An 18295-nucleotide genomic window follows, 5' to 3' on the forward strand; every position below is an offset into this window, starting at 1 on the left:
CTATGAGAATAATCAATATCACACCAAAATGCGGAATAATTTTCGCTTCATTGCTCATAATGTTCTTCCTGTCTTGTGAGGAAGATTTTCCGAAAAATATGGAATCAGACAAATATACCGTATTGAAATCTATCAAGATACTCAATGCCGGTGTAGAGGGAAATACCGTTGTGGAGGGAACGGTGGACGAGGTATCAAAAAAAGTATCATTTCCCAGAATAGATCCCGAAACGGATGTATCCGCTATCCGTTTTGAGGTTGAACTGTCAGATGGTGCCAAACTGGACCGTGAAACCTACAGTTTCAACTTTGCCGAGGGAGTGGATGCCAATACAATTGTGGTAAAAGTGATCAACGAACCCAGGTTTCGTGAATATTTTGTTGAACTCAGGCTCAACGTCCCACTCTTTGGCGCTGATTTTAATAAACCTCAGATCATCGATCATACCAACAATGAATTGGGAAATCCCATTTACCCCGTTTTCACCGGTTCAACAACCCGAGGTTCCGGATTCGATGGTCAACACGTATTAATTGTCACCCGCAATGCCATGGGGTCACATTTATTAGACGTAAATGATCTGAGAAATGGCGAGATCAACCCCATCCCCTTAAATCTGACGGGAGTAACAGGTGGCACGTTCCCGGTGAACTTAGGAGCACAGGTGCACGGACATACTTATATCGCCAATCTGTCGGGTGGCCTTGTCTCGCCGCTAAAGATTTATCACTGGACAGATCCTTCACAGGAACCGCAGGTAATCGCCAATATCAATAAGGGAACGATAGCCGGTGCGGGGGCACGTCATGGCGACAACCTCTCGGTAAACGTGGATGAGAATGGAAACGGCCACATCTACTTCGGAGACAATGCCGTAACACAGATACTACGGTTTAAGGTAACCAACTTTACAGAGATATCCGAACCAACAATCTTAGGAACTCAGAAAGGCTTGGGAGGATTCATGAATATAAACCGTATCGGGAACAGCGATCAATACCTGCTTACCGGCCACGAAGCACCCATTATGGTCACTAACGCTGATGCCGAGGTGATATATAAAATGGACAATACCTCCATCCCCATCAGGGCTTCCGATCCCAGAGTGGTCTATTTTAACGGTGAACGTTACCTGTTGACAGTTACTGCGGCAAGAGGTGGAAGCGATCCGGTGGTAATGTATGTATATGATATTACCAGGGGTGGATCCATCACAGAGGCCTTGGAAATATTTGAGGCCGGAAGCAAATCCCCCGTTTTCCAATATTCTCTCCTTGGACCGGTAAACGCGTCTCCTTCTACCCAGACAGGCTGGCATGTCACCAAAGATGAGGAAGGCAACGATGATAAACTGGTGCTCTACGGCGCTTCCAACGACGCCGGGTTTGTTATGGTTGAATTTCCTAAAAAATCACTGGATGAGTAAGGATGAAATAAACTCTCCTTAATGAGAAATGGCTTTGCCGGTCTCTTTCCGGCAAAGTTATTTTTCTGATCATTTGTTTTATCCGCGGTAACATTACTGCATAAACTTTCTGAAAATGAGAAAAAAAATCTATTATTATATTCTATTTCTGTTCACGGCTTTTGTTATCTCCTGTAAGGATGACATCCCCGATACCGATACTCCCGATAATCCGGATCCGAAACCGACCGCTGAATTGATCTTCCCCAAAAAAGAGATGCGTTCGGTATGGATCACTACCGCCTGGGGACTCGACTGGCCTATGGGTAAATATGGAATCCAAGCCCAGAAAGACCAATATATCCAATATCTCGACCGATTCGAAGAACTGAATATCAACACGGTTATCTTCCAGGTTAAACCGATGGGAGATGCCTTCTATAACTCTCCTTACGAACCATGGAGTGTGTCCATTACCGGTGAAAGGGGGAAGGATCCGGGGTATGATGTGCTAAAGTTCCTCATCGACGAGGCACACAAAAGAAACATCGAATTCCATGCATGGATGAATCCTTATCGCATCGCCACCCGTGCCAGTAACGCGACTCCCTATCCTGCTTTGCATCCATCGGTCAACCCCGAGTGGGTAGTCAGCCACGAGAAAATACAGATATACAATCCTGCTTTACCCGAGGTAAGGCAGCGTCTGGCTGATATAGTGAAAGACCTTATAACGAAATACAATGTAGACGGAATTCATTTTGACGACTATTTCTATCCTGATCCTTCTTCCGCAGGCACAATGGTTTCCGATGCGCCCGACTATCAGAAATATGGTGCGGGCTACAACTCTATTGAGGACTTCAGAAGAGCGAATGTGGATATGGCTATCAAGGGAGTACACGATGCAATTGTGGCCACCAAACCGGGGGTTATTTTTACCATTTCCCCCGCAGCCAGTCCCGATTATAATTTAAACACCCTGTTTGCCAATGTGCGCAAATGGTGCCAGGAAGGCTGGCTGGATGTGGTAATGCCGCAATTATACCAGGAGGTGGGCAACCCCTACAACGATTTTCAGGAAAGATTAGGCTGGTGGACACAATACAGCTATACCGCCGCGCCGATGATAGGGCATGCCCTTTATAAATTCGGCGATGGTACAAGTCCCTCACCCTTTCAATCGACTGCCGAACTACAACGACAGTTCGACTTGACCCGCAAAAACCAGAAAGTGAAGGGAAATGCCATGTATAGCGCCAGATTTGTACTTTTCAACAACATCAACATCACCGATAAACTGGCTGATATTTACAAAAATCCGGCCGTTATTCCGTTTTTGGGACGTGAAGTGGCTCCTGCTCCAACAAAACCAACAAACGTGAAAATTGAAAACGGGCAATTGACCTGGGCCAAACAGGGAAACCTCAGATCCGTAGTCTATTATTTCGCCGATGTCAAAAAAGAGGGTGTGGTACTGGCAATCACAGACAAAAATAGTCTTCCAGTGACTTCCCGGGGGTCCTACTGTGTGACAACCATCAATGCGGACAATAATGAGAGTGAACCATCAGAAATAGTGGAAATGAATAACTAATATCTTTATATTTGATATCTTTGTCTGTGAGAGGAAGATTACTGTGTCAAAAATGATGCTGTTGTACTTGATCTCATTGTCCAAAAGAAAAGATAAAATAGCCGCATGAGAAAATCCATTTTTATTCTGTTGATACTACTCATATCTTATTCTGCTTTTTCCCGGAATCTTGCCGACGATTCTCTGAAACAAAAGTTGAACAGTTCCCTCACCAATATCTATAAGGAGGTCATGCTGCGCCCCGGAAGGGTTACGGTGGACAGCATCGCGATGAATGAACGGGAAAAGAGTATGGAGTTGCACACCAACCTCTCGCTATCATACTTACCCATGCGGGAGAATACCGTACTGCATATCTACGACAGCGTGCGTTACCACCTCCCCCCGGCACAGAAAAAATATCGCATAAGCGTTTTTTCCGACGGACAGGAGATCAGCCACCTGATTCCCAATTTCTTCCGGAGTAAGCAGAAAGACAAGAACCGGATGATCGCACACCGGGTAAAAAAACCGCTCGTCACCAATATCTCTTCTCCTATGGGAGATTTCGACAAAGGATTGCAAAACAACCATATTGCACTGTGGCAAAGCCATGGTTGGTATTACGAGCAGAAACTGGGACGGTGGGAATGGCAGCGGGCACGTATCTTCCAAACGGTAGAAGACCTTTACACACAGAGTTATGTCCTGCCGTTCCTGGTCCCGATGCTTGAGAATGCAGGAGCTAACGTACTGATGCCGCGCGAACGGGATTATAACAAAACGGAACTGATCATAGACAATGATGATGTTACCGGAGGGAACCGTTCCGGGCATTCAGGCAGATATGGTAGTTCACAATACCGGGAAATCAATGGAAAAGAAAGATGGCAAAATACCAATTCTGCAGGTTTTGCCAACCCAAAAGAGATCTATCTGGATGGTGAAAATCCGTTCGGGATGGGAACAGCCAGACAAATCAAGACAATAACCCGCGGTGAAGAGAGCCTCGCCGAATGGTATCCCGATATTCCCGAAAAGGGAAAATATGGTGTCTATGTATCCTATCAAACGGTTAAAAACAGTAGCGACGACGCGCTCTACAGCGTGTATCATGCCGGTGGAAGAACCGATTTCCGGGTCAACCAGCAAATGGGGGGCGGCACCTGGATATTTCTGGGATATTTTTATCTCGACAAAGGGAATAGTCATAAAATAACACTCACCAACAAGAGCAGTCGTTCAGGGAGGATTGTCACTGCCGATGCGATAAAAATTGGAGGAGGAATGGGAAATATCGCAAGAATGCCCCACCCCGACGGATTTGAAAAAGAAAATACAAAAAGTTCCGAAAAACAGGTTTCTAAGGAAACACTTATATCAAAGATCAACTATTCACCCGAGATAAGCGGCTACCCACGCTATACCGAGGGAGCACGTTACTGGATGCAGTGGGCGGGCGTACCCGACAGTGTATACAACCGTACTGAAGGGAAGAATGATTATACCGACGACTATGCATCACGCGGTGCATGGGTGAACTGGCTGGCAGGAAGATCGCCGGTACTGCCCAAGGAAGAGGGGCTCAATATCCCTGTAGACATGGCTTTTGCTTTCCATACCGATGCAGGGACTTTCTGGGGAGATACCATAGTCGGTACACTCGGTATTTATATGACGCATTTTAACGACGGGTTATTCGAAAGCGGAAGATCGAGATGGGCATCACGCGATCTCTCCGAACTGGTGATGGAAGAGATCGTAAGCGATATACGGCGCGAATTCGAACCGGAATGGACACGCCGCCATCTCTGGAATCGTTCCTATGCCGAAGCACGGATGCCTAATGTACCGACCATGCTACTGGAGTTGTTATCCCATCAAAACTTCGCTGATATGCGCTACGGACTGGACCCCTCTTTCCGCTTTACTGTAAGCCGTTCCATCTACAAGGGGATGCTCCGGTTCCTGGCGAACCAGTACAACCGTCCTTACGTAGTACAACCACTTCCTGTAAAAGAATTCAGCGCCCGCTTTTCGGGTGATACGGAAGTGGAGTTGAAATGGCAACCATCGCCCGATCCCGCGGAACCGTCGGCAACTCCCACCCGGTATACAGTCTATACCCGCCTTAACGGTGGAGGATTCGATAACGGAATCGTTGTGAATAGCAACAGTTACAGTACATCCATACAAAAAGACACTGTTTACAGTTTTAAGGTAGTGGCTGTGAACGACGGTGGGATCAGCTTTCCGTCGGAGATACTCTCCGTATGCCGTAAAACGGACCAGAGAGGGGAAGTCTTAATCGTAAACGGATTTACGAGGGTTTCCGCTCCGTTCAGTTTTACTACCTCCGAAGACAGCATCGCCGGTTTTGCAGGAAATGTGGATAACGGCGTTCCCTATCTCGCCGATCACTATTTTATCGGTCCCCAGCACGAGTTCCGGCGTGTGGTCCCCTGGATGGACGACGACGCATCGGGTTTCGGTGACAGCGGTGCGAATTACGAAACTACCGCAATTGCAGGTAATACTTTCGACTACCCCTTTATTCACGGGCAAGCCTTTGCCGAAGCAGGCTATTCATTTGTATCTTCATCTGTCGCTGCTATTGAAAATAAAAGTTTATCTTTAAACTCCTATAGTATTGTGGACTGGATACTGGGTAAACAACGAGAATGGTCGGTAGCACGGGGAGCAAAACCACCGCGGTTCAAAACATTCTCCCAATCCAACCAGGAAGCTATTACCGATTATTGTAACAATGGCGGCAGTATCATCGTCAGCGGTGCTTTCGTGGGAACCGACCTGTGGGACAACCCCTATGCATCAGCGGAAGACAGGGAGTGGGCACAAAACACCCTCAGATACAAATGGCGCAACAATTATGGGGCAGTAAACGGAGAGGTCAAAGCAGTGGTTTCGCCCTTTCCCTCTATTCACGGTAATTGGTCCTATTATAATACCCTGAACAGTGAAAGCTATGTGGTGGAATATCCCGATGCCATCGAACCGGCAGACGGGAATGCCTTTACCGTCTTTCGCTATTCAGAGAATAATCTAAGCGCCGGCGTCATATACAAAGGGGAACAATATGGTACCGCCATACTGGGATTTCCGATAGAAGCCGTAAAAGGCACGGAGAACCGGAATAAATTGGTGAAAGGACTGGTTGATGCCCTAACTGATTAGTTGATTTGATGATTGAAAAATTAGAAATAAGAATTTAGCATATTGGCACTACACGTCCCGACTCGTCGGGATTGGTACATTAGTCACATTAGCACATTAAATTTGAATTTTATGCAAAAAATAAACGCCTTTATTCTTTTCACACAACCTGAACAGGCAAGAAAAACAGTAGAAGAACTTAAACAGTCGAAACTGATACACAGCATTTATCTGCTTACACCAGACGAAACTATGACAACTCTGGAAGGTTGTGAAAAGATTATCATCGATAGACTGCAAAGCACGGAAACAATCAGAAAAATCGCCGGTAAATCTACCACTGATTACACGCTCATCTATCAAAAACCATCTGTGCTGAAACCGGGGTATTTTGCCCTTGAACGGATGATGCGCATCGCAGAGGATACCCGCGCAGGAATGGTCTATACTGACTACTATGCGGTGATCGATGGCGAAAAAAAGAATCATCCTGTGATAGATTACCAGGAAGGAAGCCTGCGTGACGATTTCAATTTCGGATCGTTGCTGCTCTATAATGCAGACGCACTCAAAGAGGCAGCAGCAAGGATGAATGAGGATTACCGGTTCGCCGGACTATATGACTTGCGGCTCAAAGTCTCACAACACCATCCGCTGATACATATCAATGAATACCTTTACACGGAGATAGAAGAGGACAAACGTGCATCGGGAGAAAAAATATTCGATTACGTGGATCCGAAAAACCGGCAGGTGCAGATCGAGATGGAACAGGCCTGCACTCAACACCTGAAAGAAGTGGGAGCCTACCTGGCACCACAATTCGAAGAAATCGAATTCAACAAAGATCATTTCGAATATGAAGCTTCTGTGATCATTCCGGTGCGCAACCGTGTAAAAACCATTAAAGATGCCATCGCATCCGTATTGAAACAGAAGACTAGTTTCCCATTCAATCTTATTGTGGTGGATAACTACTCTACGGACGGTACCACAGAGGCTATCGACGAATTTAAAGATGATGAACGACTGATACATATTATCCCGGAGAGGGACGACCTGGGTATAGGTGGATGCTGGAATCGGGGAGTACACCACCCGAAATGTGGAAAATTTGCCGTACAACTCGACAGTGACGATGTCTACAGCGGTGAAGATACCCTGCAAAAAATTGTCGACGCCTTCTACGAACAGCAATGCGCCATGGTGGTAGGCACCTACCGGATGACCAACTTCCATATGGAGGAGATTCCACCGGGCATTATCGACCATCGCGAATGGACACCCGATAACGGCCGGAATAACGCTTTGCGCATCAACGGCTTGGGAGCCCCTCGCGCATTCTATACGCCGGTACTGCGCGATATAAAAGTGCCTAACACCAGTTATGGTGAGGACTATGCCCTGGGATTGAATATCTCACGACGCTACCAGATAGGCCGTATTTATGATGTGCTTTACCTCTGCCGTCGTTGGGAGGATAATAGTGATGCGTCGCTCGATATAGTGAAAATGAACGCACATAACCTTTATAAAGACAGGATCAGGACATGGGAATTACAGGCAAGGAAGAAGGTGACAATGGACAATGGACAATGGATAATGGATAATGGATAATTGACAATGGATAATTGACAATTGAAAGTTAAAATGATATTCAACAACCCACAACCAACTATCAATTAGTAATTTGGTAATTGGTAATTAGTAATTGGTAATTAAAATATGAGTGAACCGCTGATTCATGTAGGCATATTATTGCAACAGCAAAAAATTGATTTTTCGCTGCCTGACGGTTATAAGTCGAACGGTCGGGAAATACAGCCGGGAGATTATTCGGTTGAAATCTCGGGGGAAAAGATCCTTTTCAAGGGGGAGATATCCGATGAACTCGTTTTCGAAGCCGATGATCTGCATCACAATGCTTTCGGATTGAAAAATGTGATCATCGGTGTGCAATTTCATTGGGAACGAAAGGAAGATCAATATTTTTTGGGTAGCCTGAAATTTATCGTGGAAAACGGCAGTCTCTCGGCGATTAATATCGTTTCATTAGAAGATTACCTCACCAGCGTGATCTCATCCGAAATGAGTGCTACAAGTTCCGAAGAGCTGCTGAAAGCACATGCTGTCATCTCCCGAAGCTGGCTGCTGGCACAGATACACAAAAATCAATCACTTGAAAGTACCGGCACCCATTACCAAACGTCATTCGAAACACCAACCGAGATATTCCGTTGGTACGACCGGGAGAATCACAATCGGTTCGACGTCTGTGCCGACGACCACTGCCAGCGCTACCAGGGGATCACCCGTCAATCCACCGAATTGGTAAAAAAGGTGATTCAGGAAACATGGGGAGAAGTCCTTTTCTATGACGGTACCATCTGCGACGCCCGCTTCTCAAAGTGTTGCGGCGGCGTGATGGAAACATTCGAGAACGTATGGGAACCCATAATACATCCCTATCTGCAGGCAAAACCCGACTATACTGAAGGTTCACCCCTGCCCGACCTGACTGTTGAAGACAATGCGGAGGAATGGATCCGCACTTCACCTCCTGCTTTTTGTAACACCCAGGATGCAAATGTATTAAAACAAGTGCTGAACGATTATGACCGGGAAACAGCCGACTTCTATCGCTGGAAGATAACCTATTCTCAGGAAGAGTTATCGACCCTTATCAGAGAACGTTCCGGGATCGATTTCGGTGAGATCATCGCCCTGCAACCCCTCGAAAGAGGTGCTTCCGGCCGTATCATCCGTCTGAAGATCATCGGAACGGAACGGGTGATGACAATTGGAAAAGAACTGGAAATACGGCGTACCTTATCGAAGTCACACCTTTATAGTTCCGCATTCATAGTCGATACACAGGACGAAGACGAAAACGGAATTCCTCAGACATTCATACTCACCGGCGCCGGATGGGGACATGGTGTTGGGTTATGTCAGATTGGCGCCGCTATTATGGCAGAAAAAGGATACAGCTATAATGAGATACTGGCACATTATTTTCCTGCATCTGAAACAATTACTAATTACTAATTACCAATTACTAATGATTGGTTGGTTTATATCAGGAAAGGGATATTAAACTTATGACTAATTACAATGGTTGATTATGGTTTATCCTGAGAAAGAGAATATTATATTAGATAAGACATATAACTATGCGATAAGAATTGTGAAGTTATATCAGTATTTATGTAAAGAGAAAAAGGAATTTGAGTTATCTCGACAAATTCTACGAAGTGGAACATCTATCGGTGCAAATGTCGAAGAGTCTGTCGGAGGGCTTTCCCGAAAGGATTTTCTGGCCAAATTGGGCCTATCATACCGGGAAGCCCGTGAAACCCGTTTCTGGTTAAAATTATTGAGAGATACCAATTATATCTCTACAGAACAATGTGATAGCTTGTTAGAAGATTATGGAAGAAATTATCCGTATTATTACGGCAATTCAAAAAACCACAAAAAGCAATATCTAATTGGTAATTAGTAATTTTTAATTGGTAATTTTAATGAAAACAACACGCAATCCCTGGGCATGGATCCCTACCTTGTATTTTGCCGAAGGTTTACCCTACGTAGCGGTAATGGTCGTTTCCGTAGTTATGTACAAACGCTTCGGATTATCCAATACCGAAATAGCCCTGTACACCAGCTGGCTCTACCTTCCATGGGTCATCAAACCCTTCTGGAGCCCGTTCGTGGATATCCTGAAAACCAAACGGTGGTGGATCGTATCCATGCAGTTGCTGATCGGCGCCGGATTCGCGGGTATTGCTTTTACCCTACCCACCCCATTCTACCTGCAGGCATCACTCGCATTCTTCTGGCTGATGGCCTTCAGTTCCGCCACACACGATATCGCTGCCGACGGTTTTTATATGCTCGCGTTGGACGATTCACAGCAATCATTCTTTGTCGGCATACGTAGCACCTTCTATCGTCTCGCCTCCATTGCGGGGCAGGGACTACTTGTGATCCTGGCCGGATTCCTCGAGAAAAGTACCGGTAATATCCCATATGCCTGGAGCATTACCTTTTTCATTCTGGCAGGTTTATTTATCGCTTTCTTTGCCTGGCATCGCTTTATGTTGCCCTACCCTGCAAGCGATACGGGAAAAGTCGCACATACCCCAAAGGAGGTAATGACAGAGTTCGGGAACACATTCAAATCGTTTTTCACGAAGAAAGGGATCGGACTAGCTATCGCCTTTATGCTTTTATACCGGCTGGCCGAAGCCATGTTAGTAAAGCTGGCATCCCCTTTCCTGCTTGATGCCCGGGCAGTGGGAGGCGTAGGACTAAGCACACAGGAAGTTGGTCTCGCCTATGGTACGGTCGGCGTGATATCCCTCACCCTTGGAGGTATCATTGGCGGTATCGTTGCATCGCGTAAAGGATTAAAATACTGGCTTTGGCCTATGGCACTGGCTATCACCCTACCCAATGCCGCCTATCTCTTACTGGCAATATACCAACCCGAAAGTTTTATTTGGGTAAATGTAGCAGTAGCCATCGAGCAACTGGGTTACGGGTTTGGCTTCACCGCCTATATGCTCTATTTGATCTATTTCTCTCAGGGCGAACATAAAACAGCGCACTATTCTATATGTACGGGATTCATGGCACTGGGAATGATGCTTCCGGGCATGGCTGCCGGCTGGATCCAGGAGCAACTGGGTTATGTGAATTTCTTTGTTTTTATTATGATGGCCACCATCCCTACCCTCGTGTTGATCCCCTTCATGAAAGTAGATAAGGATTTTGGGAAAGCGAAGAAAGAAACACCAGCAGAAGAATAAGCTGAGTAATCAGATAGTACGTTACGCGTGACAGTGCCTTCGGTGATATATACTGCGTATGATAATACCTGTGGCGATAATTGGTAATTAGTAATTGATAATTGATAATTGATAATTGATATTTAGTAATTGGTAATTTAAAAAAACATGAATAATTTGAGGTTAATAACAGCATTTATTATATGTGGTTTACTCATTTCCCTCTCCTCTTCTGCCCAGAAAATACATGTGAAGACGGGAATCGAAGTGCTGAAAGAGTCCAATTTTAAGATATTGCAAGGGAAACGCGTAGGACTGATCACTAATCCGACGGGAGTCGATAACAACCTGAAATCGACCATCGATATCCTGCATGAAGCACCCAATGTGCAACTGGTAGCACTTTATGGCCCTGAACATGGCGTACGTGGAGATGTGCATGCCGGCGATAAAATAGAATCATTCATTGATCCCAATACCGGAGTACCTGTCCATTCCCTTTACGGGGCAACCAGAAAACCTACCAAAGAGATGTTGGAAGGTGTGGATGTACTTATGTATGATATCCAGGATATAGGATGCCGGTCTTATACATACATATCTACCATGTATCTGGCTATGCAGGCAGCAGCAGAAAACAACATCGAATTTGTGGTACTCGACCGCCCAAACCCGTTAGGCGGCCTGAAAGTGGAAGGTAACCTGGTGGAAGAAGGTTTCTTCTCTTTTGTAAGCCAATTGCGGATCCCTTATGTCTACGGCCTTACCTGTGGAGAATTGGCAGAAATGATCATCGGAGAAAAGATGATTCCTCAACCTTGTAAACTGACGGTGGTAAAGATGAAAAAATGGCGTCGGAAAATGAATTTCGAAGACACAGGGTTACCCTGGGTTCCCACCTCACCCCATATACCGTTCGCCCATTCAGCCTATTTTTATCCTGTTTCGGGGATCTTAGGTGAATTGGGGTATATGTCTATCGGCGTGGGTTATACGCTTCCTTTTGAGATGTTCGCGGCCGAATGGATCAATGCCGAAGAGTTTGCCGGGGCATTGAATGCGAAACGACTGCCGGGAGTAATGTTCCGTCCTATCCACCTGAAGCCCTATTATTCGGTTGGGCAGGGAAGTAACTTTCAGGGAGTACAGATATATCTGACTGATTTCCGGAAAGCACGCCTGTCGGATATCCAGTTCCATGTAATGGAGGTCGCCGCACAACTTTATCCCGACAAAAAGGTATTTGATCATGCTCCCGAAAACCGGTTCGACATGTTCGACAAAGTGAGCGGCAGTGATTTTATCCGACTGGAATTTTCCAAAAACCACCGTTTCGCAGATATTCAATCCTATTGGACAAAAGATGAAGAAGCATTCAGGAAATTGTCGAAGAAATATTATCTTTACAGATAATGTGCCTCGCACGATAATGCCTTTGGCGATAATGCGCTTCGAGCGATAGATAAAAGATAATGGATTTCGAATCTTGAATTTGGAATTTGGAATTTTGAATTTGAAAATAATATATGAATACGATCAATATACCTCAGCAAAGCGGCCGGTTACTCTCACTCGATATTCTTCGTGGAATCACCATCGCCGGTATGATTATGGTCAACAATCCCGGTTCATGGAGATATGTCTATACACCCCTCGGCCATGCACATTGGCATGGGCTCACGCCCACCGACCTGGTATTCCCGTTCTTTATGTTTATCATGGGTGTATCCACCTTCATGTCGTTGAGAAAATTCCACTTCGAACCATCTAAAGAAGCTATCTGGAAAATTGTACGGCGCACCATCCTTATTTTCGTAATCGGGCTGGCGCTGGGCTGGTTCGGACAATTGTGCAGGGGACTAGCCTCAGGAGAGCCTTTCATACAAGCTGCTACCCATTTCGATACCCTTCGTATATTGGGCGTACTGCAACGATTGGCGCTGGCGTATGGTTTCGCAGCACTGATCGCTATATTTGTGAAAAATAAATATTTGCCCTGGGTAACGGCTCTGCTGTTATTGGGATATTTCCTGATTCTACAATTCGGAAAAGGCTTTGAGATGTCGGAACAGAATATCATTGCCATAGTCGACCGGGCGTTATGGGGTACTGATCATATGTACAAAGATGTTAACCCGGCGGGTGAACGGATTGCATTCGACCCGGAAGGGCTGCTCAGCACGCTTCCCTCCATTGCCCATGTACTGATCGGATTTCTCTTCGGTAAGCTTATCGTTGATAACAAGGAGAATCATACCCGCGTGGAAAAACTGCTGATCTGGGGGACCGTACTTGCATTCGCCGGATTACTGCTACAATATGGCTGTCCTATCAACAAGAAAATATGGAGTCCTACTTTCGTCCTTACAACTACAGGTTTTGCCGCCCAACTGCTGGGGTTGCTGATCTGGATCATCGATATCAATAAAAAAGAGCGATGGAGCCGGTTTTTCCATGCATTCGGTGTAAATCCGCTTATCGTGTATGTGTTTGCAGGAGTATTCGCTACCCTACTTTCCAACATCAGGTTTACAGTGCAGGGTGAGGCTATTTCCATCAAAGGGTTTGTTTATGAAGTGTTACTGCGTCCCTGGGCAGGTGATTATTTCGGATCGCTGCTTTACGCCCTCTTATTCGTCACTGCTTGTTGGCTGTTCGGATATATCCTTTATAAACGGAATATATATATCAAGATATAAGCAACTTCGTTGTGATAAAATTCGCTTCACTTGCGATAATTCAATGATAGATGCTATGCATGATAGTGCCTTCGACGATAATGGCTTCGACGATACGATATATGCTTCGCATGATAATACGCTTCGTGCGATAAAAGAAAATAATTATGCAGATAGAAGATTTGGAAATATTAATAGCCGATAGCGGCGCTACAAAATCAGACTGGTGTCTTACAAGAAAGGGAGAGATAATACACCGTTTTTCCGGAAAAGGTATTAGCCCTGTATTTCAAACAGGAGAAGAGATTGCTGAAGAGATCCGGTTATATGTGCAACCCCTGTTAAAAGATGCCAATATCGGGGCAGTTCATTTCTATGGAGCAGGATGTATCCCTGAAAAAACAGGCCTGGTACGTGATGCCATTCGTCAATCGTTTCCAGTTGATACCGTGTATGTCTACAGTGACCTGATAGCAGCAGCACATAGTCTTTGTGGACACGAGGCTGGGATTGCCTGTATCCTGGGTACCGGAAGTAATTCCTGTGAATGGGACGGTACAAGTATTGTGAAACAGATATCGCCGCTCGGTTTTATTTTGGGTGACGAAGGAAGTGGTGCTGTATTGGGAAAAAATCTGATAGGAGATGCTTTGAAAAATCAACTCACGGAGGGGCTGAAAGAAACATTACTCGACGAGTATGATCTTACACCTGCACTTGTTATTGACAAAGTATACCGTCAACCTTTCCCTAACCGTTTTCTGGCAAGCCTCTGCCCGTTTCTACTCAACCATATCGAAGACCCGACTATCCGGAGAATCGTTACCCGCAGTTTTTCTGCTTTTTTTGAAAGGAATGTGATGCAGTACGATTATCAAAAAAATAAAGTTAATTTTGTGGGCTCTATCGCATGGTATTTTTCCGATCCGTTGAAGGAAGTCGCGGCAGAAAAAGGAATTGAGATCGGAGCAATATCCCAATCACCTATGCCCGGACTGATTGAGTATCACAAACTGTAAATTACTAATTACAAATTACTAATTTAAGTATACCAATCAATTAGCCACATTAGCACTACCTGTCCCGACTCGTCGGGATAGTTGCTACTTGTCCCGATTCATCGGGATTGGCACATTTAACTACGCTTCGCTCCGTTGAACGTTGTTTGTCACATTAAATTAATCATCAAATTAGCAAATCATCAAATCAATAGTCATGTCTTTTACTAAAATAACAGAGCAATCATCGCTCTATGACAACTTAGAACAAAAATCCGTTCTCGAAATTCTTACAGAGATCAATCAAGAAGATCAGAAAGTGGCGCTTGCCGTACAGAAAACCATTCCCGAAATAGAGAAACTGGTGACCGGCATCGTGGCAAGAATGCAGCGAGGCGGGCGTCTTTTCTATATCGGTGCAGGTACAAGCGGCAGGCTTGGAGTGCTCGACGCCTCTGAGATTCCACCTACCTTCGGCATGCCCGACACTTATGTGATCGGGTTGATTGCCGGAGGAGACGTCGCGTTACGTAATCCGGTGGAAGCAGCCGAAGACAACCTTGAGAAATCGTGGGAAGAGCTTATAGCACATAAGATCGATCAAAACGATGTGTTGGTTGGTATTGCAGCTTCGGGCACCACTCCTTATGTGATAGGGGCGTTACGCCACGCACGTGAAAAGGGTATCCTTACGGCAGCCATCTGCTGTAATCCCGATTCTCCCGTAGCAGCTGAAGCGGAGATTAAGATAGAACCCATTGTCGGGCCGGAATATGTGACCGGCAGTACCCGTATGAAGGCCGGAACAGCCCAGAAGATGGTACTCAATATGATCACGACAAGCACCATGATCAAGCTTGGGAGGGTAAAAGGCAACCGTATGGTAAATATGCAACTCACTAACCAAAAGTTGGTGGACAGAGGCACACGTATGATCGTCGATGAACTGGGACTCCCATACGAACAGGCAAAAAACCTGTTACTGCTCCACGGATCAGTCAAGAATGCCGTCAATAGTTATCACTCTAAGAAGGAATAGAATTGTACAATATGGCAATCATCATTTACACCGATCATCCCGATCTTTTACTGGACAAGATCTATGAGGCAATAGAAAACAAAAAAGCGGATAAATGGGTAGCGACTGCAGACGGTTATCTTACCTACGGATCACTTCTATGGAAAAATGAAGCTTTTTTTAAGCCTGAGATCTGGGTAGATGACAAACAACTCCGTTTCGGATTGATAAAACGAAAGGACAGAAAACATATCTCGACAAAACTCTATACAGCTTTTCATACGAAACTGGTTGAGTTGCTGCTCTCCCGTTTCGACCGGAATTTCCGGAATGTAACGGCTACAGCCGCACGCACAGAACCCGACCGGTTCTGATTTTACACGATTCTCTTAAAAAAACACATTGGCTGTTTTTATTCTCTTAAGAAACAAAAGTTTCAACGCATTTTTTGAACGGAGAAAAACGTTCTGGAATGCTTTATTCCAAGTTCCTATTGCTAACTTCTTAGTTCTTAGTTTCAACTTCTAAACTTTCAGTTATGATCCGAATTCCAACTCTATTCCTGCTTATCGCTTTATTTTCCTCAGCGGTGGCACAAGACACACAATACAAAACTATTTCCGACATACCCTATTATGCGGAAGAAATGCGCCGGCAAGACAGCTATATTGGAGAGCGGTGCCTGCTCGATATTTACTATCCGGTAAATAAAAAAGATTTTACTACAGTCGTCTGGTTTCACGGTGGCGGCCTGACAGGAGGCAATAAAGAACTTCCCGAAGCACTAAAAAATAAAGATCTGTGCATTGTCGGCGTCAACTATAGGCTTGCTCCGGGGGTAAAAGCACCCGCTTATATTGAAGATGCGGCAGCAGCGGTGGCATGGGTCTTTAAAAATATCGGGAGATATGGAGGCGAGAGTTCGCGAATATTTGTATCGGGACATTCTGCCGGAGGATATCTGTCCATGATGATTGGATTGGATAAACAATATCTTGCAGTTCACGGTATCGATGCCGACAGTATTGCCGGCCTGATCCCTTTCAGCGGGCAGGCTATCACCCACTTTACTATACGAAAGGAGAACGATATCGACGACAAACAACCGGTTATAGATAAATATGCCCCGCTGTTTCATGTCCGCTCCGACGCCCCTCCTATGCTGCTTATCACGGGAGACCGCGAACTGGAAATGCTGGGCCGCTATGAAGAGAACGCCTATCTTGCCCGCATGATGAAAGTAGCAGGACATCAGGATACCCGTTTACTCGAACTGCAAGGTTATGGGCATGACATGGCATATCCCGCATTTCCTTTGATGTTAAATGAGATAACACGCTTAAACAGAGAGAAAAAATAATTTCCCTGAAGAAACAGATTTATTTTGCCTACCTTTGCAGGTTTAAAATAAAGAAGATATGCTAACGAACGTCTTCCTCAAGGAGACCGAAGAGTTATATGCTACACCTATTTTACAGCAAACGGCCTTCTGGTCGGAGGTGAAAACATCCCTGGGAGCTAACACCCTTGCCGTCAATTTTACGTCACAAAGGCCCGATCTCTTTCCGAAATTAGGAGATCAGTCATACATTAAATCGGATCTGCTGGTTATTTTGCAGCAGATCAACCGGAATCATTCTGTAGCTTATGTGCCTTACGGCCCGGAAATTGAACCGGCCGACGAATTCCAGGGTATATTTTTAGAAGAACTCTCCGAATCTCTCCGCTCAGTTCTGACTCCCGATTGCATCCATATTCGTTATGACCTTTGCTGGGAATCATACTGGGCCAGAGAGAAAGATCATTTCGACGAGAACGGGATATGGAAAGGCGAACCGGAAAGTCTCTCACAGGAACTACGGTTCAATTTCAGTACGCATAACTGGAATTTCAAGAAAGCCCACTCCAATATTTTGCCGGCTAATACCATCTATCTCGATCTGACACAGGATAAAGAAACCCTTCTCCAAAGGATGAAACTGAAAACACGTTACAATATCAAATTAGCACAACGCAAAGGGGTGACGGTAAGATCGATGGGCATGGAAGGAATGGATATCTGGTATGAACTCTATAAAGAGACAGCGACCAGGAATCACCTTCTCCTGAACGATATCAAGTATTTTCGGGCAGTGCTTGACGCCCGTGCAGACAATACCAGTTCTCCGGCCGATGTAAGCCTTCTTATAGCGGAATACGACGAAAAACCGTTAGCGGCTATGTTCCTAGTCATTACAGGCAACAGAGGATCTTATCTTTACGGTGCATCCTCATCGTCACACCGTAACCTTATGGCAACCTACGCATTGCAATGGGAAGCGATCATGAGATCACAACAGGCGGGTTGCACCCAGTATGACATGTTCGGCATTTCCCCTTCACCCGATCCCGAACATCCGCTCTACGGCTTATACAAATTCAAATCGGGATTCGGAGGTGAAATATACCATAGTCTCGGCTGCTGGGATTATCCGTTAGATAAGGAGACCTATAACCTCTTCCGTGCATCAGAACTGCGTAGTCAGGGATATCATTTAAGTTAAAACTTTCTTAAAAATAACTTTTCTATCTAAAATTCATTTTGTATCTTTGAGCATTAACCCAACTTTCACCCTCAAAATTATTTTTGATAAAAAATGAGCCTGTTTTATG

Annotated in this window: 14 protein-coding genes; all 14 read left to right on the forward strand. The window is 45.2% G+C overall.

The window, feature by feature from the left end; genetic code table 11:
- Window positions 1–59: 59 nt before the first annotated feature.
- The gene (locus U2P89_RS10715; RefSeq protein WP_322191404.1) at window positions 60–1427 is read left to right on the forward strand and encodes a DUF4623 domain-containing protein; all 1368 of its coding nucleotides are present in this window, start codon (window positions 60–62) and stop codon (window positions 1425–1427) included.
- Between the two features lie 115 nt (window positions 1428–1542).
- Window positions 1543–3003: a glycoside hydrolase family 10 protein gene (locus U2P89_RS10720; protein ID WP_322191396.1), complete on the forward strand. Its 1461-nt coding sequence runs from the start codon at window positions 1543–1545 to the stop codon at window positions 3001–3003.
- A gap of 105 nt (window positions 3004–3108) precedes the next feature.
- Entirely contained in the window at window positions 3109–6177 is a 3069-nt protein-coding gene (locus U2P89_RS10725; protein WP_322191397.1) for a fibronectin type III domain-containing protein, read from the forward strand.
- 111 nt (window positions 6178–6288) lie between these two features.
- Window positions 6289–7773: a glycosyltransferase family 2 protein gene (locus U2P89_RS10730; RefSeq protein ID WP_322191398.1), complete on the forward strand. Its 1485-nt coding sequence runs from the start codon at window positions 6289–6291 to the stop codon at window positions 7771–7773.
- A gap of 108 nt (window positions 7774–7881) precedes the next feature.
- Window positions 7882–9204, forward strand: coding sequence for a SpoIID/LytB domain-containing protein (locus U2P89_RS10735; RefSeq protein WP_322191399.1), 1323 nt, complete (start codon window positions 7882–7884; stop codon window positions 9202–9204).
- Between the two features lie 76 nt (window positions 9205–9280).
- Window positions 9281–9658, forward strand: coding sequence for a four helix bundle protein (locus U2P89_RS10740; RefSeq protein WP_322191400.1), 378 nt, complete (start codon window positions 9281–9283; stop codon window positions 9656–9658).
- A 22-nt stretch (window positions 9659–9680) separates the two neighbouring features.
- Window positions 9681–10970: an MFS transporter gene (locus tag U2P89_RS10745; RefSeq protein WP_322191401.1), complete on the forward strand. Its 1290-nt coding sequence runs from the start codon at window positions 9681–9683 to the stop codon at window positions 10968–10970.
- A gap of 147 nt (window positions 10971–11117) precedes the next feature.
- Complete coding sequence (locus U2P89_RS10750; RefSeq protein ID WP_313381105.1) at window positions 11118–12362, forward strand: DUF1343 domain-containing protein; 1245 nt, start codon at window positions 11118–11120, stop codon at window positions 12360–12362.
- Window positions 12363–12475: 113 nt separating this feature from the next.
- Window positions 12476–13648, forward strand: a complete 1173-nt coding sequence (locus U2P89_RS10755) for an acyltransferase family protein (RefSeq protein ID WP_091907274.1) — start codon at window positions 12476–12478, stop codon at window positions 13646–13648.
- 146 nt (window positions 13649–13794) lie between these two features.
- Entirely contained in the window at window positions 13795–14646 is an 852-nt protein-coding gene (locus tag U2P89_RS10760; protein ID WP_322191402.1) for an ATPase, read from the forward strand.
- 196 nt (window positions 14647–14842) lie between these two features.
- The gene (gene murQ, locus U2P89_RS10765) at window positions 14843–15664 is read left to right on the forward strand and encodes an N-acetylmuramic acid 6-phosphate etherase (protein ID WP_076930772.1); all 822 of its coding nucleotides are present in this window, start codon (window positions 14843–14845) and stop codon (window positions 15662–15664) included.
- Window positions 15665–15675: 11 nt separating this feature from the next.
- On the forward strand, window positions 15676–16017 hold the full coding sequence (locus tag U2P89_RS10770) for a hypothetical protein (RefSeq protein WP_154671007.1): 342 nt from the start codon (window positions 15676–15678) through the stop codon (window positions 16015–16017).
- Window positions 16018–16181: 164 nt separating this feature from the next.
- Window positions 16182–17003 carry an alpha/beta hydrolase gene (locus tag U2P89_RS10775; RefSeq protein WP_076930774.1) on the forward strand — a complete coding sequence of 274 codons (822 nt, stop codon included), beginning with the start codon at window positions 16182–16184 and terminating at the stop codon, window positions 17001–17003.
- Window positions 17004–17061: 58 nt separating this feature from the next.
- Entirely contained in the window at window positions 17062–18186 is a 1125-nt protein-coding gene (locus U2P89_RS10780) for a lipid II:glycine glycyltransferase FemX (RefSeq protein WP_322191403.1), read from the forward strand.
- Window positions 18187–18295 lie beyond the last annotated feature (109 nt).

The organism is Proteiniphilum sp. (genome assembly GCF_034331125.1).
Taxonomy (GTDB): domain Bacteria; phylum Bacteroidota; class Bacteroidia; order Bacteroidales; family Dysgonomonadaceae; genus Proteiniphilum; species Proteiniphilum saccharofermentans.